General features: G+C 55.5%; 16 protein-coding genes and 1 pseudogene. 6 read left to right on the top strand and 11 right to left on the bottom strand.

Annotated elements, in window-relative coordinates:
* Positions 1-34: 34 nt before the first annotated feature.
* From RE6C_RS23005 to RE6C_RS22990, 4 genes and pseudogenes are all read right to left on the bottom strand, one after another.
* Positions 35-1,303 (bottom strand): PstA family ABC transporter permease, encoded by a 1,269-nt coding sequence (locus RE6C_RS23005; protein ID WP_008660520.1) that lies wholly within the window; start codon positions 1,301-1,303, stop codon positions 35-37.
* 34 nt (positions 1,304-1,337) lie between these two features.
* The gene (gene pstC / locus RE6C_RS23000; protein WP_008660519.1) at positions 1,338-2,285 is read right to left on the bottom strand and encodes a phosphate ABC transporter permease subunit PstC; all 948 of its coding nucleotides are present in this window, start codon (positions 2,283-2,285) and stop codon (positions 1,338-1,340) included.
* A gap of 112 nt (positions 2,286-2,397) precedes the next feature.
* Positions 2,398-3,456, bottom strand: coding sequence for a PstS family phosphate ABC transporter substrate-binding protein (locus RE6C_RS22995; RefSeq protein WP_008660518.1), 1,059 nt, complete (start codon positions 3,454-3,456; stop codon positions 2,398-2,400).
* Between the two features lie 500 nt (positions 3,457-3,956).
* Positions 3,957-5,872 (bottom strand): annotated as a pseudogene (locus tag RE6C_RS22990) (carbon starvation CstA family protein).
* 417 nt (positions 5,873-6,289) lie between these two features.
* On the opposite strand from RE6C_RS22990, the gene RE6C_RS22985 reads away from it, so the two are divergent.
* Positions 6,290-7,423, top strand: a complete 1,134-nt coding sequence (locus tag RE6C_RS22985) for a thioredoxin-disulfide reductase (protein WP_008660513.1) — start codon at positions 6,290-6,292, stop codon at positions 7,421-7,423.
* A gap of 78 nt (positions 7,424-7,501) precedes the next feature.
* Here RE6C_RS22985 and RE6C_RS22980 read toward each other — a convergent pair whose 3' ends face one another.
* The 4 genes from RE6C_RS22980 to RE6C_RS22965 all read right to left on the bottom strand — a co-directional run bounded on the left by RE6C_RS22980 (position 7,502) and on the right by RE6C_RS22965 (position 14,225).
* Positions 7,502-8,719, bottom strand: a complete 1,218-nt coding sequence (locus RE6C_RS22980; RefSeq protein ID WP_008660512.1) for a sialate O-acetylesterase — start codon at positions 8,717-8,719, stop codon at positions 7,502-7,504.
* 63 nt (positions 8,720-8,782) lie between these two features.
* Complete coding sequence (locus RE6C_RS22975) at positions 8,783-10,264, bottom strand: DUF1501 domain-containing protein (RefSeq protein WP_008660511.1); 1,482 nt, start codon at positions 10,262-10,264, stop codon at positions 8,783-8,785.
* Positions 10,261-13,437 carry a DUF1553 domain-containing protein gene (locus tag RE6C_RS22970; RefSeq protein ID WP_236618449.1) on the bottom strand — a complete coding sequence of 1,059 codons (3,177 nt, stop codon included), beginning with the start codon at positions 13,435-13,437 and terminating at the stop codon, positions 10,261-10,263. The genes RE6C_RS22975 and RE6C_RS22970 overlap by 4 nt, the downstream gene beginning before the upstream one ends.
* Positions 13,438-13,526: 89 nt before the next feature.
* A complete protein-coding gene (locus RE6C_RS22965; RefSeq protein WP_008660509.1) occupies positions 13,527-14,225 on the bottom strand; it encodes an ABC transporter ATP-binding protein in 699 nt (232 codons plus the stop codon).
* A 295-nt stretch (positions 14,226-14,520) separates the two neighbouring features.
* On the opposite strand from RE6C_RS22965, the gene RE6C_RS22955 reads away from it, so the two are divergent.
* Both RE6C_RS22955 and mutS read left to right on the top strand, forming a co-directional pair.
* Positions 14,521-15,315 carry an NIPSNAP family protein gene (locus tag RE6C_RS22955; RefSeq protein ID WP_039963118.1) on the top strand — a complete coding sequence of 265 codons (795 nt, stop codon included), beginning with the start codon at positions 14,521-14,523 and terminating at the stop codon, positions 15,313-15,315.
* A 48-nt stretch (positions 15,316-15,363) separates the two neighbouring features.
* Positions 15,364-18,039 (top strand): DNA mismatch repair protein MutS, encoded by a 2,676-nt coding sequence (gene mutS / locus RE6C_RS22950; RefSeq protein WP_008660507.1) that lies wholly within the window; start codon positions 15,364-15,366, stop codon positions 18,037-18,039.
* 118 nt (positions 18,040-18,157) lie between these two features.
* Here mutS and RE6C_RS22945 read toward each other — a convergent pair whose 3' ends face one another.
* On the bottom strand, positions 18,158-19,822 hold the full coding sequence (locus tag RE6C_RS22945; protein WP_008660506.1) for an FG-GAP repeat domain-containing protein: 1,665 nt from the start codon (positions 19,820-19,822) through the stop codon (positions 18,158-18,160).
* Between the two features lie 190 nt (positions 19,823-20,012).
* Between RE6C_RS22945 and RE6C_RS22940 the strand changes: the two genes are divergently transcribed.
* Positions 20,013-23,123, top strand: coding sequence for an FG-GAP-like repeat-containing protein (locus RE6C_RS22940; protein ID WP_236618447.1), 3,111 nt, complete (start codon positions 20,013-20,015; stop codon positions 23,121-23,123).
* A gap of 133 nt (positions 23,124-23,256) precedes the next feature.
* Here RE6C_RS22940 and RE6C_RS22935 read toward each other — a convergent pair whose 3' ends face one another.
* The gene (locus RE6C_RS22935) at positions 23,257-23,688 is read right to left on the bottom strand and encodes a peptidylprolyl isomerase (RefSeq protein WP_007326614.1); all 432 of its coding nucleotides are present in this window, start codon (positions 23,686-23,688) and stop codon (positions 23,257-23,259) included.
* Positions 23,689-23,768: 80 nt separating this feature from the next.
* The gene (locus RE6C_RS22930; protein ID WP_008660503.1) at positions 23,769-24,362 is read right to left on the bottom strand and encodes a hypothetical protein; all 594 of its coding nucleotides are present in this window, start codon (positions 24,360-24,362) and stop codon (positions 23,769-23,771) included.
* Positions 24,363-24,719: 357 nt separating this feature from the next.
* Here RE6C_RS22930 and RE6C_RS22925 point away from each other — a divergent pair, with 357 nt between their 5' ends.
* Together RE6C_RS22925 and RE6C_RS22920 are read left to right on the top strand one after the other, a co-directional pair.
* Positions 24,720-25,745, top strand: coding sequence for a glutamine synthetase beta-grasp domain-containing protein (locus RE6C_RS22925; protein ID WP_008663091.1), 1,026 nt, complete (start codon positions 24,720-24,722; stop codon positions 25,743-25,745).
* Positions 25,746-25,996: 251 nt separating this feature from the next.
* On the top strand, positions 25,997-26,185 hold the full coding sequence (locus RE6C_RS22920; protein WP_039963117.1) for a hypothetical protein: 189 nt from the start codon (positions 25,997-25,999) through the stop codon (positions 26,183-26,185).
* Positions 26,186-26,280: the final 95 nt, after the last annotated feature.

Raw genomic sequence — 26,280 nt, 5'->3', positions numbered from 1 at the left:
AGATATTCGCGTTTAGAGCTTTCATTGGACCGTTTTATCCCACCCGCATTTTTTGTCGAAGGTAAATCGCTGCTGAGTTCATCAGCAACAACACGGCGAGCAAGACGATAATCGCCGCTGCAGCGAGTTCTTGATAAGCAGCTTGTTGACGGCCGGCCCAATTAAAAATCAACACCGGCATCGTAACCACATTATCCATCAAATTCTGGGGCCCGGAATTCTTTGCCACTGCGGCACCGAGCACCACCAAGATTGGTGCCGCTTCACCAATCGCGCGGCCCATCGCCAAAATGGCACCCGTCATGATACCCGGCATGGCCGCCGGTAGCGAAACATGCCGAACAGTTTGCCACTTGGTCGATCCCAATCCAAACGAGGCTTCCCGCAAACTGGGGGCGACTCCGCGAAGAGCTTCCTGGGATGCGATGATCACAATAGGCAAAATAACCAGTGAGAGCGTCAAACCCGCCGCCAGGAAGCTTTTGCCAAACGGCAACCTCAGGTAGTACCACTCCGTTTCGGAATAAGCGCCACCGCCTTGGCCTTTCCGAACGGTTCGCTTCCGAACCTCAGGGTCACTCGGTTTGGGCTGGCCCGATGCGGGATCCCAAATTGCCAACTCAAACGTCTCTCCGTCACGAGAAACCGCTTGAGTCGGCTCATCAATCTTAATGGTCTTTTGTGACTCATCTTCCTGGGGAATCAGAACCGTGTGTCCGCCCCCCGCAAGCGAGAGAACCTGGTAGTAGTGGCTGACACCGAACAATTCAGTCCCGCTGGATTCATTGACCTGAATCCGACCGAAGACATTGAACATGAAGACAAACAAACTCAAGCCAAGCAATCCATAAACGATGGATGGAACGCCGGCGAGGTTGGAAATATTCAATTGAATGAAGCTGTGCAGCATTCGCAGCGGTTTACTGGCCGGCTTGAACTCTTCCAAGAAAATCGCGGTGCCAATTCCCAGCGGCAGGGCGGACGCAGCGCAAATGCCACAGATGAAGACAGACCCAATGATCGATGGCCACATGCCAGACGATTCTGGATTGAGTTCACTGTGTGAGTTCTGAAGCAAATCCCAGGTCAATCGCGAATGGCCTTGCCACCCGATGGAGACCAAAAGGACTCCCAAAACCACAACGCTAAGACCGGAGATCAAAACGCAGAGCAGATAGAACAACCGGCTGTATAATTTGCGTCGGCTTGAGTTGTCAGTCGATACCGCGTATCCGCCGCCCGGATACCCGGAGGCCGCTGGCGGGTCGCTGTTGTCGACCGGTGCGTTGATATCAGTCGCCATGAAACTTGTATCTGTAAGTAAAAGCGGGAGTGACTCAGGAGTAAACTTCTTGGTAGCGACGGCGAATCAATTGGCCGACCAATGTCATCCCGAAAGTAATCACAAACAGCGTCATTGCGACCGCATACAAACTGAAATACTGAACGGTCCCGTACTCGTTCTCACTCTTGATCATCTCAACAATGAAGCCTGTCATCGTTTGAGATTGTTCGCGTGGGTCAGCTGTAAAAGTGGCACGCGTTCCCGCTGCCAACGCGACCACCATCGTTTCACCAATCGCCCGGCTGAACGCCAGCAAGAAGGCGGAGATGATCCCCGAGAGTGCCCCGGGTACGACAACCTTGACGGCGGTTTCAAACGGTGTGCATCCCAAACCATATGCCCCTTCACGAAGAGCTCGTGGCACGGCGTGCAAAGCGTCTTCGGACAGACTACTCACCATTGGCAAACAAAGGATGCCAACTGCGATTCCGGCGCTGGTGGCATTGAACGTATCGAATCCACCACCGGAGAAAAATTGCAGCGATGGACTGACGACCAACACGGCGAAATAACCGAGAACTACTGTGGGGATCCCCGCGATGACTTCCAGCGTCGGCTTCAAAATCGCTCGAACACGACTGGAAGCAAACTCGGACAAAAAGATTGCTGTGATCAGACCGCAGGGCAATGCGATGCACATTGCAATGACCGTGACGCGCAGGGTTCCCGACAACAATGGCCAGATCCCGAACTCCGCTTTCTCAATGTCTTTGCTTTGAAGAGCCGTCCATTCGGTTCCGGTGAGAAAACCGCTGAGCGAAACGTACTTGCTCTGGATAAAATTCCAGCTCTCACCAATCAGCATCACGATGATGCCCACGGTGATCCCGATGGTCATGAGTGCGCAAAGTGCGAGCAAAGCCACCATGACTTTCTCTTGCACCACGCCAATTCCCGTCGAACGAAACTTCTTGTTGACGAGCGCGGCTGGACGATTCAAAGCAGTCTTCCCGATCCACCGCCCTGCTTGGATAGCAGGGCAGCCCTAAGAAAAGCATTCGCCGCCAGGGAAGCGGCGAACAAAAAGATCTAGAAACAAGTGAAACGAATGTTTACTTGACGAGATTCTCTTCAACGAACAGATCGGTCAATGCACCGCTACGGCTTTCTCCCGACTCGTCGACAAAGTGGGTGCCGGTTTTGACCGCGTCCAGGTTGGCTTGAGCCTTTGCCATGACAGCTTCAGGCAATCGGACATAGCCAACCTTCTCACTGACTTCGGGAGTGTTGGCCACGAAGTACTCGACGAAGGTTTGAACTTCCGCACGATTCAGCGAGTCAGTGTTGACGTAGATGAACAAAGGTCGGCTGAACGGAGCGTACTTGTTCGATGCGATGTTCTCAGTCGTTGGCTCGTAGGCAACTTCATCCTTTGGATTGACAACAGGAACCGCACGAAGCTTGTCCTTGTTCTCTTCGTAGTAGGCAACTCCGAAGAAACCAATTGCGAATTTGTTGTCTGAAACGCCCTTGACCAAGATGTTGTCATCTTCGTTCAGGTTCATGTCACCACGGAGTTCTTTCTTCGACTTCTTCGCCAATACTTCGTGGAAGTAATCGTAGGTTCCCGAACCCGTGCCTGGGGAATAGATCTGAATTGCTTCTTCAGGCCAACTCGGATCAACATCGCTCCAGTTCTTCACTGCGTCGTCGCCGACGAACATCGACTTCAGTTGATCGACGGTCAGTTCTTTGACCCAGTCGTTTTGAGGGTTCACAACGATGGTCAAACCATCGTATGCGACGGGCAGTTCAACAAACTCAACGCCATTCTCTTTGCACTGTTCGAATTCGCCGCCTTTGATAGGACGCGAAGCATCGGAGATGTCCGTGCCCTTGTCGTAGAAGCTCTTGAATCCGTTTCCGGTCCCGTTGCCGCTGACGATGATGTCAACGTTGGGGTGTTCTTTGATGAAGCCTTCGCGGATGGCGTTGCTGATCGGCTGCACGGTGCTGCTGCCGTCAACTTTGATCGTGCCGACCAAATTTGATTCAGCCGCTGGTGCCGATGAGTCGGCGCCGGGCTCAGTGTTCGATGAAGACTTGTCACAGCCTGTCGAAACGACCGCGAGGGCGATCAAGCACGAGAAAGCGAAAGAGGAGAATTTCATTGTCGGATCGCCTGGATTTCTGGGACGATTAGGGGAGTGGGGAACGTCTGTTCGAAGAGGCATAAAATTCGTCATGCTCAATCCTTTGACGCGGTTTGATATCCGCGCGGAGGAATTGTAATCCTCTTCCCTAGCTTGACAAACAGACCCCACGACGCGACAGAACAACCACATCCGCCCCCTAAAAAGACGTCTTTTGCAGCCTCATCCCACCCTTAGTGACGCGAACCGCTCAATTCGAGCCAACAAGCGGTGTTGAAGATATTGTGAAGAAATGGGGCCTCGCCTTGCGAAAAGCTTTCACAATCGGGAGCCTCCCCCTAGACGTGCTACTTCGACACCGCTTTTGCGCAGCGGCGATTCGCAATCACGATGGTCCATTGAAGACCGCTGCGTCTCAGACGCTCGCTGTCTTTTTCAGAGGCACAGCGTCACAAAAGCTTGACCGCGGTAATGAAGCTCGGAACACCGTAAACCAGTGTCCACGACGATCGAGTCAATTAGGGAGTCGCGAGAGGATCAGTGCTCGCCGGTTCGCCATTTGCTTTGGCTTCCTTCATCACTTCGGGCAAACGTCGCCATAGGGAAACCGCTTCGCCCACCATCCAAGCCTGCAGAATCAAAACCAATGTTCCGAATCCGATCAGTACATAGTCTCGCTGCGGCCACCAGTTGTTGACCAAATCAAAGACCATTGCCCACGCCGGCAACAACAACATCATGCCCATCGGAATTGCTAGAACCGCGACAGGTCGACTGCGTCGCGCGAGATAGAAAACGGCGACCATCAAAGCCAAACCAGCCAACAGTTGGTTGGTTGCACCAAACAACGGCCACAACATCAAACCGCCTTTGCCAGGGCTGTCGCCCGCGAAAACGGCGATGGCCATCCCGATGCCAACAGCGATCGTCGTTGCAACATATTTGTTGGTACCAGCCTGCCAACCGGCCGAAGAGGCGAGTTCACTGATCACATAACGTTGCAGACGAGTCGCGGTGTCCAAGGTTGTCGCGGCGAAACAGGCAACCATCACCGCCATGATCGCAACGCCGTATTTCAACGGGATACCGATTGCTGAAATGAAGTTGGCACCCCGTCGATGAAAGCAGCCAGCTTTTTGTCGAGTCCTTGCCCCTTCCATCCACCACCCGCAGCTGCGGCAGCTCCTTCGGAGCCATCGGTGGTCGTTCGTCCGGTTCGGTAATAGGAACGCCACGCCGCCGAGCCATCCAATGCAGCTTCCTCCGCAGAAACTTCCGCCATCGCGACGGGTTCTTGGCGTGTGATCTCGATCGACCCAGATGACGTATCGCGAGTCAGCCGGCCCATGCCAACTCCCGCGCAACAGGCCAAGATCACCAACACGGCCAGCATGCCTTCGCCCAGCATGGAACCATATCCAATCATCTGAGCATCACGAGCGTTTTTGAGCTGCTTGCTCGTCGTACCGCTGCTGACCAAACAATGAAATCCGCTGCAAGCACCGCATGCGATGGTAATGAACAAGAACGGCAACATTGGTGGAGCGTCCGCGGGCACTTGCTTTGCAATCGCGGGTGCTGCGGTGGCCAAATTGGCTTGACCGTTCAGCGAAGCAACCGCCAAACCAGCGACCAACAAAACCAAGGCCACACCCAACTGCAAACTATTCAAGAAGTCACGGGGCTGAAGCAACAACCAAACCGGTAACACCGAAGCGAAAAAGGCATAAACCAGCAAAAGCAAAGTCCAAACGACCACGGGGGTCATGTAAACCGCATCCGCGGGCAACACCTCTGACAAATCCAAGGGCAACGTCGTCGTGCCCAAATAAACGGTCAGATAGAGGATCCCCAGCCCGATCAAGCACGGCAGGACCAAATTGCCTCCGCGTCGAATCACCGCCCAACCGATGAAGGCGGCCACCGGCATCGCGGTCCAGACGGACAAAACCGATTCGGGATACAGCTTGAAGATGTTTGCAATCACCAAGCCGAACACCGCCAGAACAATCGACAACGCCAGTGCCAGGACAATCAGGAACAGCACCTTCGCTCGTGGCGAAATCAATCGTCCCGCGGCTTGCCCAATCGACTCGCCTCGGTTTCGGATTGAAATCACCAAAGCGGCCAGGTCGTGCACGCCGCCGATCAGAATGGAACCGAACACAACCCAAAGCAACGCCGGCAACCATCCCCAAAAAACCGCCAGTGCCGGGCCAACGATCGGCCCCGTCCCAGCGATGCTCGTGAAATGGTGGCCAAAAACGATCGACCGATTGGTCGGCACAAAATCGACGTCATCCCGCAGCGCAACGCTGGGCATCGGTTCGTCACCGCTCAGCCGAAACAACTTCGTGGCGAGATAGCGACCATAGGTGTGGTAGGCGACGACAAACGCGACCATCGAAAGGATCGCAATGACAAGAGTGCTCATACGGAGTAATCAGCCGGCTGGCAAAGGTGGGGATGAACGGCGGGAGCAGACGAGGGACGATGAAGACAAGGGGCAAGTGGCGAGGGGAAAGCGACTAGGACTGGTCGCGAGCGAACGGAGTTTACCGGCGGTGCAGGGCAGGAACTCGCCATTCTTCAGTAGGAAGGACGCGACTTTCACGACCTCCCGTTCTCGCGATTGGTCCGCGGATCGCAGTGAAGTGGCCAGACCGACCGAGACGCTTTGACGGAACCGATTCGCAAATCCCAATCGTTCCCGGCGGAATTCCTGCCACTGGCCGGTCGTCGATTCGAATTCGGCCCCTATAATACGCGAAACGTGTGGGCTCCGAACGATGCCGCAGGCCCAATCGAGACCATTTCGCTTTCGCGACCACTCACCCATCAAGACTGAATCATGAGCTCTGCTTCCAGCAACGGAAACGCCCCATCCAAAATCGAAAAGACGATCATCATCGGCAGTGGGCCGGCGGGTTGGTCAGCGGCCATCTATGCGGCTCGAGCGAACCTGGATCCCGTTCTTTACGAGGGCACAGTCAAGCCAGAAATGATTCCTTTGGGGCAGCTTGCCTACACCACCGAAATTGAAAACTTCGCCGGTTTTCCCGCTGGCAACGTCCGTGCATTCGTGGAATCCGCCGTCGACAAAGATCGACACTGGAACTTACCGATGGCTCCCGAAGGCCACGAAAAAGACGGCCAACCACACTACGCCGTGCAAGGCGTCGAGTTGATGGAGCTGATGAAGCAACAAGCGTTGAATTTCGGCACACGAGTGGTTGGTGACGACATCGAACGCGTCGATTTCTCAGGACCACCGCACACGCTGTACCCAGCCTCGGGCGAGCCGGTCCAAGCTCAGACGGTGATCATCGCCACCGGTGCCCGAGCCAACTACTTGGGTCTTCCGAGCGAAGAACTTTACAAGAACAAGGGCGTCAGCGCCTGTGCCGTTTGCGATGGTGCACTACCTGTCTACCGCAGCAAGCCATTGGCCGTTGTCGGCGGTGGCGACTCCGCGGTCGAAGAAGCCACCTACCTGGCCAACCTGAAAGGTGCCGACAAGATCTATTTGCTCGTGCGTCGCGACCAAATGCGGGCCAGCAAAGTCATGCAAGATCGTGCGATCAATCACCCCAACATCGAGATCCTTTGGAACACCGTCGTGGAAGAAGTCCTCGGCGATGAAAAGCTGGTCAACGGCTTGCGTCTGAAAGACACCGTCGATGGATCGACTCGTGAACTGAAGGTTGGCGGTATGTTCGTCGCCATCGGCCACACACCCAACACTTCGTTCTTGGACGGTGCGGTCGAAATGAACAGCGAAGGCTACATCCAGTGGACCAAGGCGTTCCGAACGAACACTTCCGTCAACGGTGTCTTCGCTGCTGGCGACGTCGCAGACGATTACTACCGTCAAGCGATCACGTCAGCGGGAACCGGATGCATGGCCGCTCTCGATGCGGAACGCTTCTTGGTCGAACACGAAGAAACGACGGGAACAAGCGAAGCTCGTCCTTCGCTGACCTAAGACAGGAAAAAGAATTGAGCGGGCGAGTCCAGGACAACTGGACTCGTGTTGACCCCCGCGATCTCCTTCGTTCGCCGACTAGTTGGAACTGCCTTGCAACTCTAGCATCGCCCACGCGAATGCTTCGCCGATCTGGGCCATGGTTTTTCCGCAGCCCAAATAGTGGTACCCGGCGTTCGATGCGCCACGCTTCCACAACCTGAGTTCCTCTTCTGAAATCAACTCGCGTTCAAACTTTTGCATGAACTCGGCTTGCTGTTCTTTGGACATCGAGCCGTCGTGATTCTCATGCCCGCGTTGCTTCGTTCGCAATTGATACGACTTCTGCCGCACCTCCGCGAACTTGCTCGCGATGGCTCCCAGCTTGTCATCCCAATATGGCCCCGTGGGCACCGCGACCACATTGCCGCGAAATTCATCGAGCTTCGCCGGCGCTGCCATCGCATCTCGGAATTGCTGATGATCGGGACTCGGGTGCTCACCATCGACTCCCATCACGCCAATCACAAACGGCAATTCCGCAGCGTTCAGATCCGATCGCACGTCACGAATGAAGTCCGCCATCCATTCGGAATATTTCGCGAATCGGTTCTGCTCGGTATCGGCGGGTAGTCGCGGATAAACATCCCGATTGACAACGTCATTCCAACCCTGGAACCAAACAAAACCCGCTAGTTCGTAACCCTGTTCGGATTGGTAGGAAGGCACGACCCGATCGAGATCGTTGAGCACCGATTTCACATGATCAACCATCAACCGATAGTATTTTCCTGAATCCTTCTCGCCGTTGCGATCTCGCTCGATGTCGTTTTGGGTTCTCGCGTAGACGCCAGCACTCGGTGGACGAAAATCGTAGAACAATGACTTGCCGCCCCACGCCGTTTTGATCAACAGGATCGGGGCTTCGGTGTTTTCTTCCAGCGTCAATCCAAACGTGAACTCGGGCCCGATCTTGCCACCGTCTTCACTTGGTGTTTGTCGCGAGCCGTAGCCGGCGGTCAGCTTGCCAACGCCTTCTCCGTTGTTCTCACCTCGACCGGTCAAGTAAGAGATGGAAACTCGATCGCAAACGCGGAAAGATCCGTCCTCGTTTCGCATTCGATTGAGCAACGCCTCGCAATTCGGGTCATCGCTCATGTAGTCGATCGTTTCGACCTTGGCGTGACCTTCCATGTTGGACTGTCCGGCCAGAATATAAACCTGCAGAGGCTTGGCGGATTCCGAATCAGACGGTGTCTCAGCGCGAGACGAGACCGCGACCAGCAAGCAACCCAACAGACAAACACAACGCAACATCGATACAGCCTCAACAGAAAGCGAAAGAATGATGAGGCGATCGCACCGACGACGCTCACCCGGTCATGCCAGGATGTCGTGGACCACTTCGCCGTGCACATCGGTCAAACGGAATTGACGTCCCTGGTATCGGAACGTCAGACGCTCGTGGTCGACTCCCAGCAAGTGCATGATAGTCGCGTGCAGGTCGTGAATGTGCACGGGAGCTTCCGTCAGGTTGTAACCAAAGTCATCCGTTGCACCATGCGTGATCCCTGGCTTCACCCCTCCACCGGCCATCCACAAACTGAAACACCGCGGGTGATGATCACGGCCGAAACTGTTTTGCGTCAGTTTGCCCTGACAATAGTTTGTGCGTCCGAACTCGCCGCCCCAGATGACCAGCGTGTCATCGAGCATTCCCAGTCGTTTCAAATCCTGAACCAAAGCCGCAGACGCTTGATCGGTCGCCTTGCATTGATTCGGCAATCCCTTGGGCAATCCGCCGTGGTGATCCCATCCCTTGTGGTAAAGCTGGATAAAACGCACACCGCGCTGAGCCAATCTTCGGGCCATCAAACAATTCGCGGCGAACGAACCGGGGTTTTTGGAATCTTTACCGTACAGTTCAAAAACCTCTTCGGGTTCGTCAGCAAAGTCGGTGGCTTCGGGAATCGAAGACTGCATCGCAAACGCCATTTCGTACTGGGCAATGCGAGCCTCGACCAATGGATCCGCTTGGGTCGCCAATTGCATTTGATGCAACTTTGAGAGAGCGTCCATCGCCGAGCGTCGACTCTTTGAATCGATGCCCTGTGGGTTGCTCAAGTACAACACCGGATCGGCACCACTACGGAACTGGACACCCTGGTGCTCGCTGGGCAGGAAACCGTTGCCCCAAAATCGTGACACCAATGGCTGGCCACTGTTTTGGTTCTTGGTCGTCATCACCACAAACGCGGGCAGGTTTTCGTTCTCGCTGCCCAAACCGTAATCCACCCAAGCACCCATGCTGGGTCGTCCGGGGAACATGCTTCCCGTTTGCATGAACGTGACCGCGGGGCCGTGGTTGATCGCCTCGGTGTACATCGACCGAACGACGCAAATGTCGTCCGCGATCTTGGATGTGTAGGGCAGCTGATCACTCATCCAAGTGCCAGACTCGCCATGCTGCTTGAATTCAAAAGGAGAACCCACCAGCGGCAAACTGGATTGATTGCCACTCATCCCGGTCAAACGCTGGCCACCGCGAATTTCGTCGGGCAGTTCCGTGCCGTGTTTTTGATTCAGCAAAGGTTTGTAATCAAACAAATCCAACTGTGACGGCGCACCGGACTGGAACAAAAAGATCACCCGTTTGGCTTTCGCGGCGTGATGCAACGTCCCCATCGACCCCGGAACGGGCGTCCCCTCACCATGAGCATTCGCTGAATTCGCGAAGGCACTGGATTCGCCCAGACTGCTGGCGAGTAACTGCCCGAGAGCCATACCGCCGAATCCATAAGCGGAATTCTGAAGCAGAGCACGACGATTGATTGAAATCGGATTCAGTGCGGATTCGTTCATCGTTTCACAAGACAGAGATCAAAGTTCAGTAACGTTCCCACCACAACCGTCATCGCTGCCACGCGGTTGGCGTCCAGAGAAGCATCCGGCTCGGCATCGCCGATCGAGAGAAATTCGCTCGTTGCTGATTCATGAGTTTGAAAGTAGTTGAGTTGCTCGTCGTACAAATCGACCAGCACACTCAGTTGGTCTTGCGTTGGACGCCGGCTCGTTGTGACACGGAATGCATCACGAAGCACCGTCTTCACGTCTTGGGAGAATGCTTCCCGAACCAATCGTTCCGCTAAACCGCGAGAGGCCTCGATCGTTTGCGGGCCGTTGAGCATCACGAACGCCTGCAGTGGCGACGCGGTTCGTTCACGCTGAACACGACAAACATCTCGCTTGGCAGCATCCAATGTTGTCATCACCGGAGCGGGGCTGGTGCGTTTCCAATAGGTGTACAAACTCCGCCGGTACAAACCCTCGCCTTTGTCGCGATCGGTGGGCTTGAACGACACTTCCACTTCGTATGGTTTCGCTGGCGGTCCGCCCATCGTTCGAACCAAGCGTCCGCCGGCGGCGAGTGCTTGGTCACGCAACATCTCGGCGGGCAATCGATAAGTCGGAAAGTGCGACAGCAACCGATTGCTCGGATCAACCAAGGCGAGGCTGTCTTGTGTCGAGACACTGCTGCGACCATAGACATCTGAAAGCATGATCTGCTTCATCATTCGCTTCAGGTCCCAGCCATTGTCTGCTAGATCCAAAGCCAACCAATCCAGTAACTCTGGATGCGTCGGCGGCATCCCCTGGCTTCCAAAATCTTCCGGCGTGCGGACCAGACCCTGACCAAAACAGATTTGCCACAATCGGTTCACTGCGACTCGTGACGTCAGCGGATGCTCTCGGTCACACAACCATTTCGCCAACGTCAATCGGTTCGGGTTGGATGAGCCGTCCGAGTTCATCGGCGGCAAGAAGTCAGGCGTGCCTGGCTGGACGACTTGTTGTGGACTGTCGTAGACACCGCGGGCGAGCAAGTGAGTGGGCCGTTGCTCAGGCAACTCACGCATCACCATGATTTCATCGAGCGAATCTTCCAACTTGCACTTCGCAACGCGAGCCTCGCGCAACTTGGCTCGAGCCGAGGCGACTTCTTCGTCCCAACGCTCCAAGGCATGATCGATCAACTGATCCCGATCCCAGTCCGATTCGGTGTCGAACTCATATTCATCGCGGGCGAGTTGCTGGATTTCCAAGTCGCTCAAGCGAACATCAAAGACGCGGAACTGGTCGACAGCCCCTTTCTTGAAACCACGATCTCGCATCCGTTCGCCGATGGTGATGTTGTCGCCGCCACCGCCTTGGATTTGTTTGGTCAGGGTATCTCGAACAACGCTGGTCTCGACCGCTTTTCCGTTGACGTGAATTTCCAGCCCAGATGCTGAACTGGATCCTTCGGTTGTGGCCGTGACATGCACCCACTCACCAACGGGAATGGCTTCGTTCGTCACAACGCTGATTGCATTGCCCGGCCAAAAGTGAATCTGCGACCACTGAAGTTTTCCATCCAAGATCAGCAATTCATAACCGCGACTGGCGGCGTCCGTCCAAGCTCTCGAACGATGCCAGACGACGGCGCGTTCCTTGAGGTCGGGAGTCTTCATCCAAAGGGAAACCGAAAACGGCTGGGAACGATCAAAGTTTCCCACTTCGGTCGCAACGGCGTCATCGCCGGTCAACTGCCAAGCCTTCCCGACTTTGCCTTCGACTGACTGGTTGGGCGATTTGGGTTCGTCTTCGAAATCCAGTGAGGCGACAGGCTTCGCCAAACGATGTTCTGGTAATGAAGCGATCGAAGTTAAGCTGGTCTGATTCAACTGTTCAGACCAATGATCACGTCGCTCTTGGATCGTTGTTCGAAGCCGTTGTTCCGCGACGGCAATGTCGCTTTGCAACTGCTTCAACCGGCGTTCCTCTTCTTCGGTCGGCAACGGCAATGTGGGCGTTGGAACCGATGGTGTGAAATACGAATACAACCCGGCTTCGTCAATATTGTCGAAGAACGCATTCAGTTGGAAATAATTCTCTTGGCTGATCGGATCGTATTTGTGGTTGTGACATCGGCAACATTCATACGTCAGTCCCATCATCGCGGTCGCAACGGTCTGGGCTCGGTCGGCAACATACTCAATGCGAAACTCTTCCGGCACGCTTCCGCCTTCGACCTTCTGTGGATGCAAACGATTGAACGTGGTCGCCAAGATCTGTTCGCGAGTCGCACCCGGCAACAAATCGCCCGCCAGTTGCTGCGTCACAAATTCGTCATAGGGCATGTTGTCGTTGAACGCGTTGGTCACCCAATCTCGCCATGGCCAGACAAAGCGATCACGATCGACCTGATACCCATATGTGTCGCTGTACCGTGCTGCGTCGAGCCAATCCGTCGCCATGCGTTCGCCGTATTCGGGACGCGCGAGCAATCGATCGATCACGCGGACCTTGGCCATCGGACTGTCATCCGCCAAGAACGCGTCCATCTCCGAAAGCGTCGGCGGAATGCCTATCAAGTCAAACGTTACCCGGCGCAACCAAGTTTCTCGGTCGGCTTCACCTTCGGGCTGCAACCCAGCCTTGGTCAACGCGAGATTGATGAACCGATCGATCTCGTTCGCTCCACCCGATGACTGATCGCCGAGTGCGTCTTCATCTGGAACATCGACGTCCGCCGGTGAGATGAACGACCAATGGCTTTGATAGTGAGCACCTTGTTCGATCCAACGACGCACGAGTTCGGTTTGCTCGGGTGTCACCTTGCGTTCCGAATCCGGCGGCGGCATCAACATGTCCGGATCGTCGGACACCATTCGCAACCAGACTTCACTGGCTTCCCAATCGCCTTCGACAATCGCCCAGTCCTTGGCCCCTTCTTCGGTATCCAAGTGCAAACCAGCCTCACGGTTTTCGTCGTCTGGTCCGTGACAGTGAAAGCAATTCTCTGACAAGATTGGACGGATGTCGCGATTGAACTGGATCGCATCTTCCGGTTCGCTCGCGTCGTCAGCGTTCGCAAACGGAACCAGCGCAACGACGCAGATCACGGACACAATCCAATTCCATGAACCAAGCTTCCGGTGGTTCAGATTGCGTTTTCCGTCGCGGGTCAAGAACAGAGTCGATAGATCACGCATTGCGTGCCGTGGCTTTTGTGGTGGGAAGGTTTGAAGATGGCTGTGCGAAGGAACAAACCGCAAGGGTCTGCTAAAGCCCACACCACATCTTAGACGGTCCGCAACATCCCGTCACATATATAGACTACCCGGTCAGCACGCTCCGCCACGCGTTCATCGTGAGTCACCACGACGAGTGTGGAGTTTTCTTCTTTGCGGATTTCATCGAGCAAATCCATCACCTCGTTCCCACGCTCGGTATCAAGTGCACCGGTGGGCTCATCGGCCAAGATCAATGGCGGGTTCCCCGCAATCGCTCGCGCGATGGCAACACGTTGTCTTTGCCCGATCGAAAGTTTGTCGGCGCGATGGTTCACTCGATCGCCGAGTCCAACTCTTTCTAACAAACGGATCGCTTCGGCTTTTCGTTGCGACACGTTGGGATGCGTGTCGAACATTGTCAGTTGCACGTTCTCATGAGCGGTCAGATTGGGCAACAAATGATACGACTGAAAGATGAATCCGATCTTATGAGCTCGAAACCGGTCCAGACTGGGTTGTTGCGACAACGGTTTGCCTTCAAACCAAACCTCACCCCGAGTTGGCTCGTCCAAGGCCCCCAACATGTTCAGCAAAGTCGACTTGCCACCTCCGCTGGGCCCGACGATGGCCACAAATTCGGCGGACGCGATCGACAAATTGACATTCACCAATGCGTCGACATCGCCGTCCACGTAGTGCTTGCTGACACCCCGCAACTCGAGCAACGGTGGGGTGTCGGTCGCTGGCGTGCCGTCTGAATCCGTCAACAGTTTCGTTCCGCTGAATTGGAGTGAAGATATGTGGAGGGTCGATCGGCAAAGCCAACGCCCTCGGTGAAAATCGTATCACGCGAATCCGATGAGTGGACTCCCACGAAACTCAATGATCAGCGTGACGCGAATCGGCTGTGAAATTCGTTCGCCACCGACGGTGTAAATTCGACGCCACCGGCCGAGTTAAATCTGGTGCGGTCGGCTGTGCTAAATTGACGCTGGTTGCCGGACGCACTTCCGATTTGCCTGCTGCGTTCGTTCCTCCGGACAACGATCCTTCCCTCCCACTTTGAAGACACTTCCCATGAAACGATGGATGACATTCGGCTGGACCGCCGCTCTTTGCCTCACCGCTTGCTTGCAATCTGCCATGAGTTTTGCTGACGAATACTACGAAGTCCGCACGATCGTTCTGGGCGAAAAGGGCGATGCGGCGGCGATTGATCAGTATCTTGAAAAAGCACTGATTCCCGCATTGGAACGACAAAACATTGGCCCGGTCGGCGTCTTTGCCCCCAAAGAAAACTCCGAAACCAAAGCGGGATCGGTCTTTGTCATCATCCCGTTCACCGAACTTGGGCAGGTGGAAACGTCACGAGCCGCATTGGCCAAGGATTCGGAATATCAAAATGCCGCCGCGGATTACTTGGGCCGCGACGCGAAGTCGCCTCCTTATTCGCGAATCAGCAGCGAATTGCTCACCGCGATGGATTGCTGGCCCAAAACCGTTGTTCCTGACGGAACGCTTGAAAACGATGAACGGGTGTACGAACTTCGCCTGTACGAAAGCGCCAACGAGCGTCTGGGTGACTTGAAAGTCGAAATGTTCAACGCCGGCGAAGTGCCGATTTTTCTCGACAGCGGCATTCAGCCCATTTTCATCGGACAAGCTCTGGTGGGACCGCAAATGCCTAGCTTGACCTACCTGACGGTGTACAAAAACGAAGCGGCCCGCGAAAAAGCTTGGGACGCATTCCGTGCCCACCCGGACTGGAAAGTGCTGAGCAAAAACCCTCGCTACGGTGGCACGGTCAGCCGGATCGACAAATTCGTACTCTCGGCGAAACCTTACTCGCAAATGTGACCCCAGCGAGGCTGTCCGAGGCGGCGGCCTGCCGGTACGATTCGCACCATGACTCCCATGATGCGACAGTACCACGAGGCGAAAGAGGCGTGCGGTGACGCATTGCTCTTCTTTCGCATGGGCGATTTCTACGAGCTGTTTTTGGACGACGCCAAGGTCGCTGCGGGGATCTTGGGGCTGACCCTCACCAGCCGCGACAAAGACAGCGAAAATCCGACGGCGATGGCGGGTTTCCCCCATCATCAGTTGGATCAGTACCTGCAAAAGCTGATTCGTGCGGGCTTTCGAGCCGCGGTCTGCGAGCAAGTCGAAGATCCAAAAGCCGCCAAGGGCTTGGTCCGCCGCGAGATCACTCGGGTGGTCAGCGCCGGCACGTTGACCGACGAGGGATTGCTCGATCCCAAGGAACCGAACTACTTGGCCGCCGTTTTCGCACCGAGCCAGAAGGCTCGCGAAAAAGCGAAGAAAGAAGCAGCCAAAAACAACGACCCGAGCGGTGGTGACGTCGTCGGGATCGCTTGGGCGGAACTTTCCAGCGGCCGTTTCGAGGCCGGCGTTTTCCCGCGAGCCCGCCTGGACGATGAGCTCGCTCGAATTGGTCCCGCCGAAGTGCTTCACTGCGAAGACGACGCCTCCGTTCACCCCGACCCAACCGCGACTTGGTCTTGGACAGCTCGTCCCGCCTGGAGCTACGCGGCCGCCGACGCCGAAAAATCGCTGTGCAAACAGCTTTCGGTTGCCAACCTCGAAGGCCTTGGGTTTGAAGACAACGGCGACGTTGCGATCCGAGCCGCCGGTGCGGTGCTTTGTTATCTGAAAGAAACCCAGCGAGGATCACTGGATCACTTTCGTTCGCTGACCTGCCACAACCGCAGCCCGGTTTTGCAGATCGACGCCGCGACGCGACGCAGTCTCGAAATCACTCGGACGATGCGAACCGGTTCTCGCGAAGGTGCTTTGCTCGGCGTGATTGACCGGACCGTGACGCCGATGGGTTCGCGATTGCTCGCGGATCACTTGGCTGCTCCGCTTATCGATGCGGACGCGATCACCTATCGAACGGACGCGGTGGACGAGTTCGTTCGCAACAACAACTTGCGAAGCGACATCCGCACCGTCCTTGGTGACACATACGACCTGACCCGTTTGCTGGCTCGAGTCGCCACCGGACGCACCGGACCGCGCGACTTGCGACAAATCGCCGTCACTCTCAGTGGTCTTCCGGCCCTTAAAGCTCGTTTGGCCGAACGAGACAGCGCGTGTCTGACTCAACTGGAATCGGAACTGCATCTCTGTCCCGAACTTCGCGAACAACTCGAGTCCGCCCTCAATGATGAATGCCCGCTGTCGGCTGCCGATGGCAACTTCATTCGTGAAGGCTTTGATTCCGAACTCGACACACTCCGCGAATTGGCTCGCGGCGGCAAACGCTGGATCGCTGAATATCAACAGCGACAAATGGACGAAACCGGCATCCCCAATCTGAAGGTCGGTTACAACCGCGTCTTTGGTTACTACCTGGAAGTCAGCAACGCACACAAAGACAAAATCCCCGCGGACTTCATTCGCAAGCAGACACTGAAGAACTGCGAACGGTACATCACGCCGGAGCTCAAAGAATACGAAGAGAAGGTTCTCGCGGCGGATGAAAAGGCATCCAGCCGCGAGCAAATGCTCTTCACGCTGCTCCGCGAAAACACGCACAAGCATCTGGCGATCTTGCAGGAAGTTGCGAACGCCATCGCCATGACCGACGTGGTCGCATCATTGGCAGAAGTCGCGGCGCAACATCATTGGGTGCGTCCAACCCTGACCGATGACAGCGTGCTTCGTATCGAAGGCGGCCGACACCCGGTGTTGGATGTCACGATGGCGCAGGGCGAATTCGTTCCCAACGATTGCAATCAAAGCCCCGAAACGGGAATGATTTTGCTGATCACCGGCCCCAACATGGCTGGTAAGAGCACCTACATTCGCCAAGTCGCGTTGATCACTTTGCTGGCACAAACCGGCAGCTTCGTCCCCGCGACCTCCGCCGAAATTGGAATCGCCGATCGAATCTTCGCTCGGGTTGGTGCGAGCGATGAACTCAGTCGCGGCCAAAGCACGTTCATGGTCGAGATGGTCGAGACCGCTCGGATTCTGAACACCGCGACCTCACGCAGCTTGGTCATCCTTGACGAAATCGGTCGTGGAACCAGCACGTACGATGGCTTGTCGTTGGCCTGGGCGATCACCGAGCATTTGCACGAACAAATCGGCGCAAGAACGCTTTTCGCAACGCACTATCACGAACTCGCCGCACTCCAAGAAACCCTTCCACGCGTCGCCAACCTCAGCGTCGCGGTGAAAGAATGGCAAGACGAAGTGGTGTTCTTGCACCGCATCGTGCCGGGGAGTGCAGACAAGAGCTACGGCATCCAAGTCGCTCGATTGGCCGGGATTCCGGTCGAAGTCAACGAGCGTGCGAAGGACGTGCTGGCACAACTTGAAGCAGACCACCGTGACAGTCTCGACCGACCCACGATCGCTCCACCAAGTGGAGCCAACGGAAAGGGCTCCGGCGACACGTATCAACTGACGTTGTTCGGCTACGCCGATCACCCGCTGATCCAAGAGATTGAAACAGTCGACATTGATTCAATGTCACCGATCCAGGCTTGGCAGTTTCTGCAAGATGCGAAAGCGAAACTGACCGCCGGCCCGAATCCGGTTCGAGGTTGAGATAGCTTTCGTGTTAGCGGAGTGACGCGATCCCCCCGGTGAGGAACCGGATGGCTCGCACTATTCCGCTAAGAAGTTAGAACGCCCAAAGCGTACCAGCGAGTTTCAACGGAGAACCTCAGTCCGCAGCCTTCAGCTGCTTCCACCATTCGACGTGAGGATCATCGGATTCTTCGTCTCGAAAGAAGTTGCCGATTGCGAATTCGTCGATGCCGTCGGCGTCCATGTCAGCGACCTCCAACGTCAGATGGTATTGGAAATCGGTCTCAAGGATCTCGCCTTCGAAAACACCGTCCTCGCTTTGTCGAAGCAACAACAGCGATGGCGAACCGCTTCCCCGCCAACGCTTGATCGTCGGTGAAGCCAGCAGCGCGCCCGCGACCACATCCAGGTCGCCATCTCCATCAAAATCTCCCGCTTGCGCTCGCAACACACCCGGCATAACGGCCAGTGGATGATGCACAAACTCAGCTCTCGGAGCTTGGTCAGGTTTTGATGCGGGTGATTCTACCCAGCGGCTTTGGTCCTCGAATGGATTCTCGAGCCACTGAACCATGTGGTGACGCTTTGCACCTCGGTCAAATGAATCACCGTTGCTGAACAGCACATCGATATCATCGTCACCATCCAGATCAACCAGTTCGATGCCGGTTGAACCATAAGACGGATCAGGAGCCGAATACAGGGCGACGTTTCGAAATTGCCCCGTCCCGTCATTGAAGAACGCTTCAATGGACTCATGCTCCTGACTAATTAGGGCGACAAAGTCCAAATGCCCGTCCCCATTCAGATCGATTGTGGGAACGTTGACCGGGCCGGCTCGCTCATCGATTGTTTCCATCGTGAAAGCTTTGCTTCCTAGCGAGATGTCGACTTCTCCGTCGCGTCTCAATAAGAACAGCCCACCCGTTTTTCTCCAACCAAAAACCGCGACAACAAAATCCAGGTCGCCGTCGGAATCAAAATCACCTGGTTGAACCTCGGCAACTCGTCCCAGCCCATCGGCCAAGACGATCTTTTCCATGGTTCCGACCTCATCGGTTTCATCCGGCTTTGACTGGCGAAGCACGACGACTTGACCAAGGTCGCTGTCCGCCGCATTGAACTCACCGACATCGCCGACGATCAGATCCAACAAACCATCCGCGTCGATGTCACAAGGTTCGACATGGACGGGTTGAAACAGAGTTGCCAAACGTTTTGTCATGCTTTCCGATTCACCTGGCCACGTCGCAAAGACCGCCCCGGTGTTTACATCACAGGCAACGAGCGCCGGGGAATCACCGAGTCCGGATGAGATCCATTGCAGGTGGCTGATCCCGGGCGGGCGTGACGTTTGCAGATCTACGGAACGTTGCATCCAATCCGCACGGCTCCGCCCAAATTCTTGCTCGGCGAACGGCAGCCCCTTCGACTTGGGTGCCTGCAACTGAAAGAACTTCACTGTTTCCGTGCGGTCCGGAACGATCACGTCCGTGCGGCCTGATTCCTGGTAAGTCATGTACATCTGATCGACCACCTGCGGCCACTCGGATTGTGGTGCGCCGCTGGGACTGGGCATCACATGACAAGTCGAACAGAACTCCTCGACCTGAGGACGAACCCGCTCAACCAATCGGTCATCAAGCGATCGCGAATCGGTGACTTTGGCTGTGTCCGAAACGGGATCGTTTTTCTTGGATTGGACCGTTTCTTTGTCTACGTCGTCCGATGACGAATCAGACGAAGGCCTGCATCCGATTTCGATCGAAAGCACTCCGATGGCCAACCCGAAACAGAGCATTCGAGTGAGTGTCGTGTGCGTACCGAAAAGCAAAAAATTGTTCCAAGTAGAAGGGTGATCGAAAAACGAGCGGAGGACGTCCTCCCGCTGACAGGGTGGACCGCGAAACCACATCGGAAACAACGAAATACCGTTGGCAGTTTAGCCCCGCCGCTCATGCCAAAGCAATTGCTGAGATACAATGACTGCCATGAACGCTGCTTGTTATTTGATAAAGAATTCTCTCCGTCGCTGCCGTCCCGCGGCAGGTCGATTCGTTGCTATTTGGGCTTTGTTGACCCTCTGCGGTGGATGCCCTCGCTCCACCACTACGAGCAATACCGATGAAGAGGTCACCGCTAAGCGACCACTGGGACGCATGCGCGTGCTCGGTCGAAACGGAAAGTGGGACGATGCCTGGCAGCTTCGCGAAGCCGTGCTGGAAAAACACGGCGAAGATCCAGACGCGATCACGTATGTCGCGCGGGTGGCACATCAAACCGGGCGAGCCAATCTGGCGGCCGACTATCTCGAGCAAGCCAGCCAGGTCGAAAACTACGCTTCCGCAAAACGAGTCGATGAAACGCTCATCGCGATGATCTCCGCCGGTCGAACGCACGACGCGATGGCCTTTTTGGAAAAGGTCGTGAACGCCCATCCGGATCGCCACGAAACCCGGCGAGTGCTATTCGATCTGCAGATGGGCACCGAAGAACGTGGAGCCGGCCTGGAACACGGACGCAAGCTAATCTTGGAAAGGCAGTTTGATCTCGAACTGCTGATGACGATGACCGACACCGAGATCCGATCCATGGATGCAAAGCCGCTGGACGAAATGGTGCAGCGCAATCCGGATGACCTCCGCCCGTTGATCGGAGCGGCTCGTTCGGCGCTGGACCAAAACTTATTCGATGAAGCAAGAAAAAGCCTGGACAAGATTGTTGATCGTCACCCGAATTACGCGACCGCCGCAGCAATGCGTTCGCTTCTGCTTGCTGAACAAGCGGATTGGAAGGAGCTCGAATCATCGCTGGCAAACTTGCCCGCGGAAGTGACTCAGCGGCGTCATTTCTGGACGGCGATGGGCATGTGGTCCGAAGCGGTTGGGAACGCCGGTTCAGCGGCACGAGCTTATTTGCGAGCGGCTCAACTCGATCCCGACATTTCGCGTTCATGGCTGGATCTGCAACGGGTCCTTCAAAGCAACCCTTCGCTCGGTGCGAGTCCCCAGGTGATCGAAGCGGTTGGAAATCGAGCCGAACAACTCAACCGATTCAATCAACTTCGCCGTCGTTTCAATCGGTCCGGTCGTATTTCGCGGTCCGTGATCGCTGACATGGTAGGCGTCGTGCGAGAAATGGGCCGTCCCTGGGAAGCCGAAGCGTGGATCTCCGTCGCGATGCACTTGCCGGAGGACGACACGATCGACCTGCAGCAAATGCGAAAGGACCTGATCGCTGAACTCCGTCGCGACACGCCTTGGCAACAGACCAAAGAATTCCCAGAACTTCAACTGGATCTTTCCCATCTGGCTTTTCAACCTTCCATCGAACGATTCCTCGACGAGCAATCAGACGAAGACCCGCGTGACACGCCGCCTTCGGTGATCGATGATCCACAGCTCGAAATGGCGGACGAAGATCGCGGAAAAACTGGTCCGATCGAAATGGTCAACGAAGCCAAACAACGCGGCATTGCCTTCTTAGCTTCGACCGGCGATGACCTGGACCAACCGGGGATCAGCCTGCATCAAACACTCGGATGCGGCGGTGCGACGCTGGATTTTGATCGCGACGGATGGAGCGACTTGGCATTGGTCACAGCAGGCGGCACGCCACCACAAAAGGACTCCCCGCCAAACGTTCTGCTGCGGAACGAGAACGGTGTGTTCACAACAGCCCCCGAATCAGCCGGTGTCAACGACCGTGGTTTCGCACAAGGAATCGCGGTGGGCGATCTCAACGAAGATGGCTGGCCCGATCTGCTGTGCACCAACTATGGACCGAACGAGCTGTTGATCAATCAAGGCGATGGAACGTTCATCAACGCGACCGATCAATGGCTCGCTAATCCAGACGAATCACGCTGGTCCACTGGAGCTGCCTTTGCTGATTTGGATTCGGATGGCCTGTCGGATTTGGTTGTGTTGAATTACTGCGAAGGCTTGGATCCTGTCACGTTTGTTTGTGGCAGCGACTCGGACGACGAGCCAGCCAGATCGTGCTCGCCGATGCGGTTCAGTGGCGATCACGATCAATTCTTCCGAACCAACTTCCGCGGAAACCTTCGCGACGTGACCGAACAGTGGAGTGTAAAAGCCACCGATGCCGGCCGCGGTCTCGGTCTGGTAATCGGACGCTTTGAAGATCGCATTGGCAACCAAATCTTCGTCGCCAATGACATGACCAGCAACTTCTATTGGTCGCGTGCTTTGAACCAAACGTCCAGCGACGACACCGCAAACATGAGCTGGACCGAATCAGCCTTGCCACGAGGGCTGGCCGTTGACGTTCGATCGGTCGCTCAGGGTTCGATGGGCATCGCCGCGGATGACTTCAACGCCGACGGTAAAATTGACTTCTACGTCACGAACTTTGACCAGGAGTACAACACGCTTCATCTCCAAACCGGTCCCGGCAGTTGGCGTGATTCCACCATGGCAGTGGACTTGGGATCAGACACATTGCCGCTGGTTGGCTTTGGAACCACGACGACAGACCTGGACGGTGACGGAAACAATGAGTTAGTCGTTTCCAATGGCCACGTTGATATTTTCCAGCGGGATGACCTTTCTGAAGAAGCAACAGACCGACCTGCTCGCCGAAGCCAATATGCTCAGCCGATGCAGTTCTTTCGCCACGGAGACAACGGCCGTTTCGAACCCGCGGCGACCTCTGGCGAATACCTTTCTCAACCACATGTCGGACGCAGCCTGTGGACGATCGATGCCAATCGCGATTTCAAGCCTGACCTGTTGGTGACTCACCAAACCGAGCCTGTCGCGTTGCTCGTCAATCACACCGAGTCGTCAGCTCCAAAGCTGAGATTACGCGTGACCGGAACGCGATCTTCCCGTGACGCAATCGGCACCAAGATCACCGTGACCGCTGGCGACTGGAAAAGGACGCACTGGGTAACCTCCGGTGGCAGTTACCTCTGCAACGAGGAAGCGAGTTGGATGTTGAGCTGCCCGGATGCCGAGGACGAGGTTCGTGTCGAAATCACGTGGCCGGACGACCAGCAACAAAGCTTTGCGGGACTCGCAACCGATTCAGAATGGTTGATGGTTCAGGGAAAACCACAAGCCATCAACCTTCGTTGACGCATCCCGATGAATTGCCCGAAATTGGATTCGGCCATTCCGAAACGACATGAAAAAACCCCGGTGAATTCACCGGGGTCGCGTTTGCATCAAGAACATTCCCAGCATGCGGGTTGCCGAGGACAGTGTCAGTTCACTCTTCGGTGACGCGAACGGTCTTCATCGTGTCGCCTTGCTCGATCGCATCAACGACGTCTTGGCCTTCGATGACTTTGCCGAACACGCTGTGTCGATTGTCGAGGTGAGGCTGGGCTTCGTGAGTGATGAAGAATTGCGACCCATTCGTGTTGGGGCCAGCGTTGGCCATCGACAAAACGCCGGGGCCATCGTGTTTGAGCTCGGGGTGGAACTCATCTTCGAACTGGTACCCAGGTCCACCGCGTCCACTGCCTTCGGGGCAACCGCCTTGAACCATGAAGTTGGGAATCACGCGATGGAAAACCAATCCGTCGTAGTACTTCTTCTCGCAGAGCGTTTCGAAGTTCTCAACGGTCTTCGGAGTTTTGTCGTCAAACAATTCGATGCGAATCGTTCCGCGATCGGTGTCAAAGGTGGCAACTTTCATCGGTCACTTTCGTCTAAGAAGTAAAAACGGTTTGTTGGTCGGGTTGATTGGGAGAACGCCATTCGCGTCGGTCACAAGACTCACAAATCGAGCGACGATTCCAATTCGCGAAGTTCTCGCTCAGTTTCGTCTTCAAACGTCATCTCATCGATCGGCTCGTCGTCGGAACCAAGGCCATCGGGAATTGTCGAGGACGGATTCGAAGCATTGAGTTCTTTGCGAGTCCCATCGGGCAAGATCAAGATGGCTTCATCGACTCCGCCGCCCGGTCCCACTTTCACCGCTGCTTTGGCGGAACCGCTGGTTCCCTCCAGATCGAAAACGATGAAGTCGGGATTCTCTTCGGCTTCGTTGACTGTTTCGCCAAAGTTCATCGACATCGACTCGATCTCGCCAATCTCGTCGGTGACCTCGGGCATTCGGTTCAGGTCTGCTCGAACGGGTTCGAAAACGGCACCCAAACCGCCGACTTTTGACATCGCAAACCACAGCACGCCACAGCAAATCAGCATCGAGACGAAACCGAGCCCCAAGACGATTGCGAGAATCATCGGCCATTTTTTCTTGGCCGGTGGTTGAGCACCGGGCCCCCCGGGACCACCAACGACTTCGGGAGTCAATGGATTTTGATAGGCCCGATTTGGATCAAATGGATCGTTTGGTGTATTGGACATGATTCCGTTTCGCCCACGCGATGGTGAAGATTCTTCCCTGACAAGCAATTGACGATTGCGTTGACCGCCATGGCTCCCGCAATGCTTACCAAGCTGGCATATTCAGCTGCTTCGTAACAGAGCGAACATTAAACCCAAATGCATTCGGATTTGGTACCGCCCCAGATTCTTCCCTTTCTGAGCATTGGTAATCCGTGTCAATTCGGGTATTTTAAGGGCCGTTGGCTGCATCGAAGTGAATCACGCTGGTTCATTTTTCATTGCTGCGGTTGGGTAGAACCGTTTGTCTGACAGTTTCATTCTTTGCTCTGGCAAGACCGCCAAGGGCACCAAAAAGTCTTTAGGAGACTCGCATCCATGACCAAGTGTAAGTTGGAATACATCTGGCTCGACGGCTATCAACCGACCCAGAGCATGCGCAGCAAAACCAAAATCGTCGACGACTTCAGCGGCAAAGTGGAAGACGCCGAAATGTGGTCGTTCGACGGTTCGTCAACCGAACAAGCCCCCGGTGGAGCCAGCGACTGCTTGTTGAAGCCCGTCTTCTGCGTTCCCGATCCGGATCGTTTGGGCACCGGCTTCTTGGTGATGTGCGAAGTGATGAATGCCGATGGCACGCCTCACCGCAGCAACGGCCGTGCAACAATCAAGGACGACGACAATGACTTCTGGTTCGGTTTCGAACAGGAGTACACGATCTTCGACCCAGAAACCAAGAAACCAATCGGCTTCCCATCTGAAGGTTTCCCAGGACCTCAAGGCCCTTACTACTGCTCGGTCGGTGCCGGCAAAGCAGTCGGTCGTGAAATCGTCGAAGAGCACCTCGAACTGTGCTTGCAAGCTGGCTTGAACGTCGAAGGCATCAACGCCGAAGTCATGATGGGCCAGTGGGAATTCCAAATCTTCGCCAAGGGTGCTGCCCAAGCTGGCGACGAAATTTGGCTCGCACGCTACTTGCTGGATCGCACCGGCGAGAAGTACGGCATGGAAATCAACTACCACTGCAAACCAGTCAAAGGCGACTGGAACGGCAGCGGTATGCACGCCAACTTCAGCAACACGACCCTGCGTACGTGCGGCAGCAAAGAAGTTTACGAAGCGATTTGCCAAGCCTTCGAGCCTCGTATCACCGAGCACATCGATGTTTACGGTGCTGACAACGATCAGCGTTTGACCGGTTTGCACGAAACGCAATCGATCGACAAGTTCAGCTACGGCATCTCGGACCGCGGCGCATCGATCCGCATTCCAATCGCCACGGTTGAAAAGGGCTGGAAGGGATGGTTGGAAGATCGTCGCCCAGCTTCGAACGCTGACCCATACATGGTTGCCAGTGCAATCATCGCAACGGTCAAGACAGCCAACGTCCCAGCCGGCGTTTGAACCAAGTTCCCGGCCCAGGCTGCTGAGCCGATTCAATCGTGAGCGACTTCAATCGCCACAGTTGATATCACTCTGAAATTCGATGCCGAGTCACCCAGGTGGCTCGGCATTTTTTATGCGCTGACATCGACTTCACACCTGCCAGACCCCGCTCAGAACAACACCGCTCCCGTTCCAAACGGTTACAATGGCGAGCCCGCGTCCACTTTGTTGACGCCTGTCCTTTTTCGAATTCTTGACCGGAGTGCCCCATGAACGCCTCGAATCTTCGTCGCGCCCTCGCTGTTGTTTGCTGCCTTACCTTGGGCACCGCAATTGGATGCCCATCACAACCGGGCACTGCACTGGAAGACGCAGACCAGTCGGCGATTGAAGCTTACCAAGCGGAACAAGCCAAAGAACAAGCCGCGATGGACGATTCGCTCGATACCAAGCCCTAGCAGCCTGTTGATTTAGTCGTATACCGAGTGACAACAATTAGCCGATGGGCGTTAGCCCCGAATGGCGTCTGACTAACCGCCGCTAACGCGGTGCG

The sequence above is a fragment of the Rhodopirellula europaea 6C genome (genome assembly GCF_000338295.1).
Taxonomy (GTDB): domain Bacteria; phylum Planctomycetota; class Planctomycetia; order Pirellulales; family Pirellulaceae; genus Rhodopirellula; species Rhodopirellula europaea.
Note: the sequence above shows the minus strand (reverse complement) of the source record. Positions and strands in the feature narration are given on the sequence as shown.

What these genes read in the sequence shown, in the direction of transcription:
- RE6C_RS23005 (WP_008660520.1), bottom strand. Translation starts at nt 1,303, where the DNA reads ATGGCGACTGATATCAACGCACCGGTCGACAACAGCGACCCGCCAGCG.
- RE6C_RS22995 (WP_008660518.1), bottom strand. Translation starts at nt 3,456, where the DNA reads ATGAAATTCTCCTCTTTCGCTTTCTCGTGCTTGATCGCCCTCGCGGTC.
- RE6C_RS22985 (WP_008660513.1), top strand. Translation starts at nt 6,290, where the DNA reads ATGAGCTCTGCTTCCAGCAACGGAAACGCCCCATCCAAAATCGAAAAG.
- RE6C_RS22980 (WP_008660512.1), bottom strand. Translation starts at nt 8,719, where the DNA reads ATGTTGCGTTGTGTTTGTCTGTTGGGTTGCTTGCTGGTCGCGGTCTCG.
- RE6C_RS22975 (WP_008660511.1), bottom strand. Translation starts at nt 10,264, where the DNA reads ATGAACGAATCCGCACTGAATCCGATTTCAATCAATCGTCGTGCTCTG.
- RE6C_RS22970 (WP_236618449.1), bottom strand. Translation starts at nt 13,437, where the DNA reads ATGCGTGATCTATCGACTCTGTTCTTGACCCGCGACGGAAAACGCAAT.
- mutS (WP_008660507.1), top strand. Translation starts at nt 15,364, where the DNA reads ATGACTCCCATGATGCGACAGTACCACGAGGCGAAAGAGGCGTGCGGT.
- RE6C_RS22945 (WP_008660506.1), bottom strand. Translation starts at nt 19,822, where the DNA reads ATGCTCTGTTTCGGGTTGGCCATCGGAGTGCTTTCGATCGAAATCGGA.
- RE6C_RS22940 (WP_236618447.1), top strand. Translation starts at nt 20,013, where the DNA reads ATGAACGCTGCTTGTTATTTGATAAAGAATTCTCTCCGTCGCTGCCGT.
- RE6C_RS22935 (WP_007326614.1), bottom strand. Translation starts at nt 23,688, where the DNA reads ATGAAAGTTGCCACCTTTGACACCGATCGCGGAACGATTCGCATCGAA.
- RE6C_RS22930 (WP_008660503.1), bottom strand. Translation starts at nt 24,362, where the DNA reads ATGTCCAATACACCAAACGATCCATTTGATCCAAATCGGGCCTATCAA.
- RE6C_RS22925 (WP_008663091.1), top strand. Translation starts at nt 24,720, where the DNA reads ATGACCAAGTGTAAGTTGGAATACATCTGGCTCGACGGCTATCAACCG.
- RE6C_RS22920 (WP_039963117.1), top strand. Translation starts at nt 25,997, where the DNA reads ATGAACGCCTCGAATCTTCGTCGCGCCCTCGCTGTTGTTTGCTGCCTT.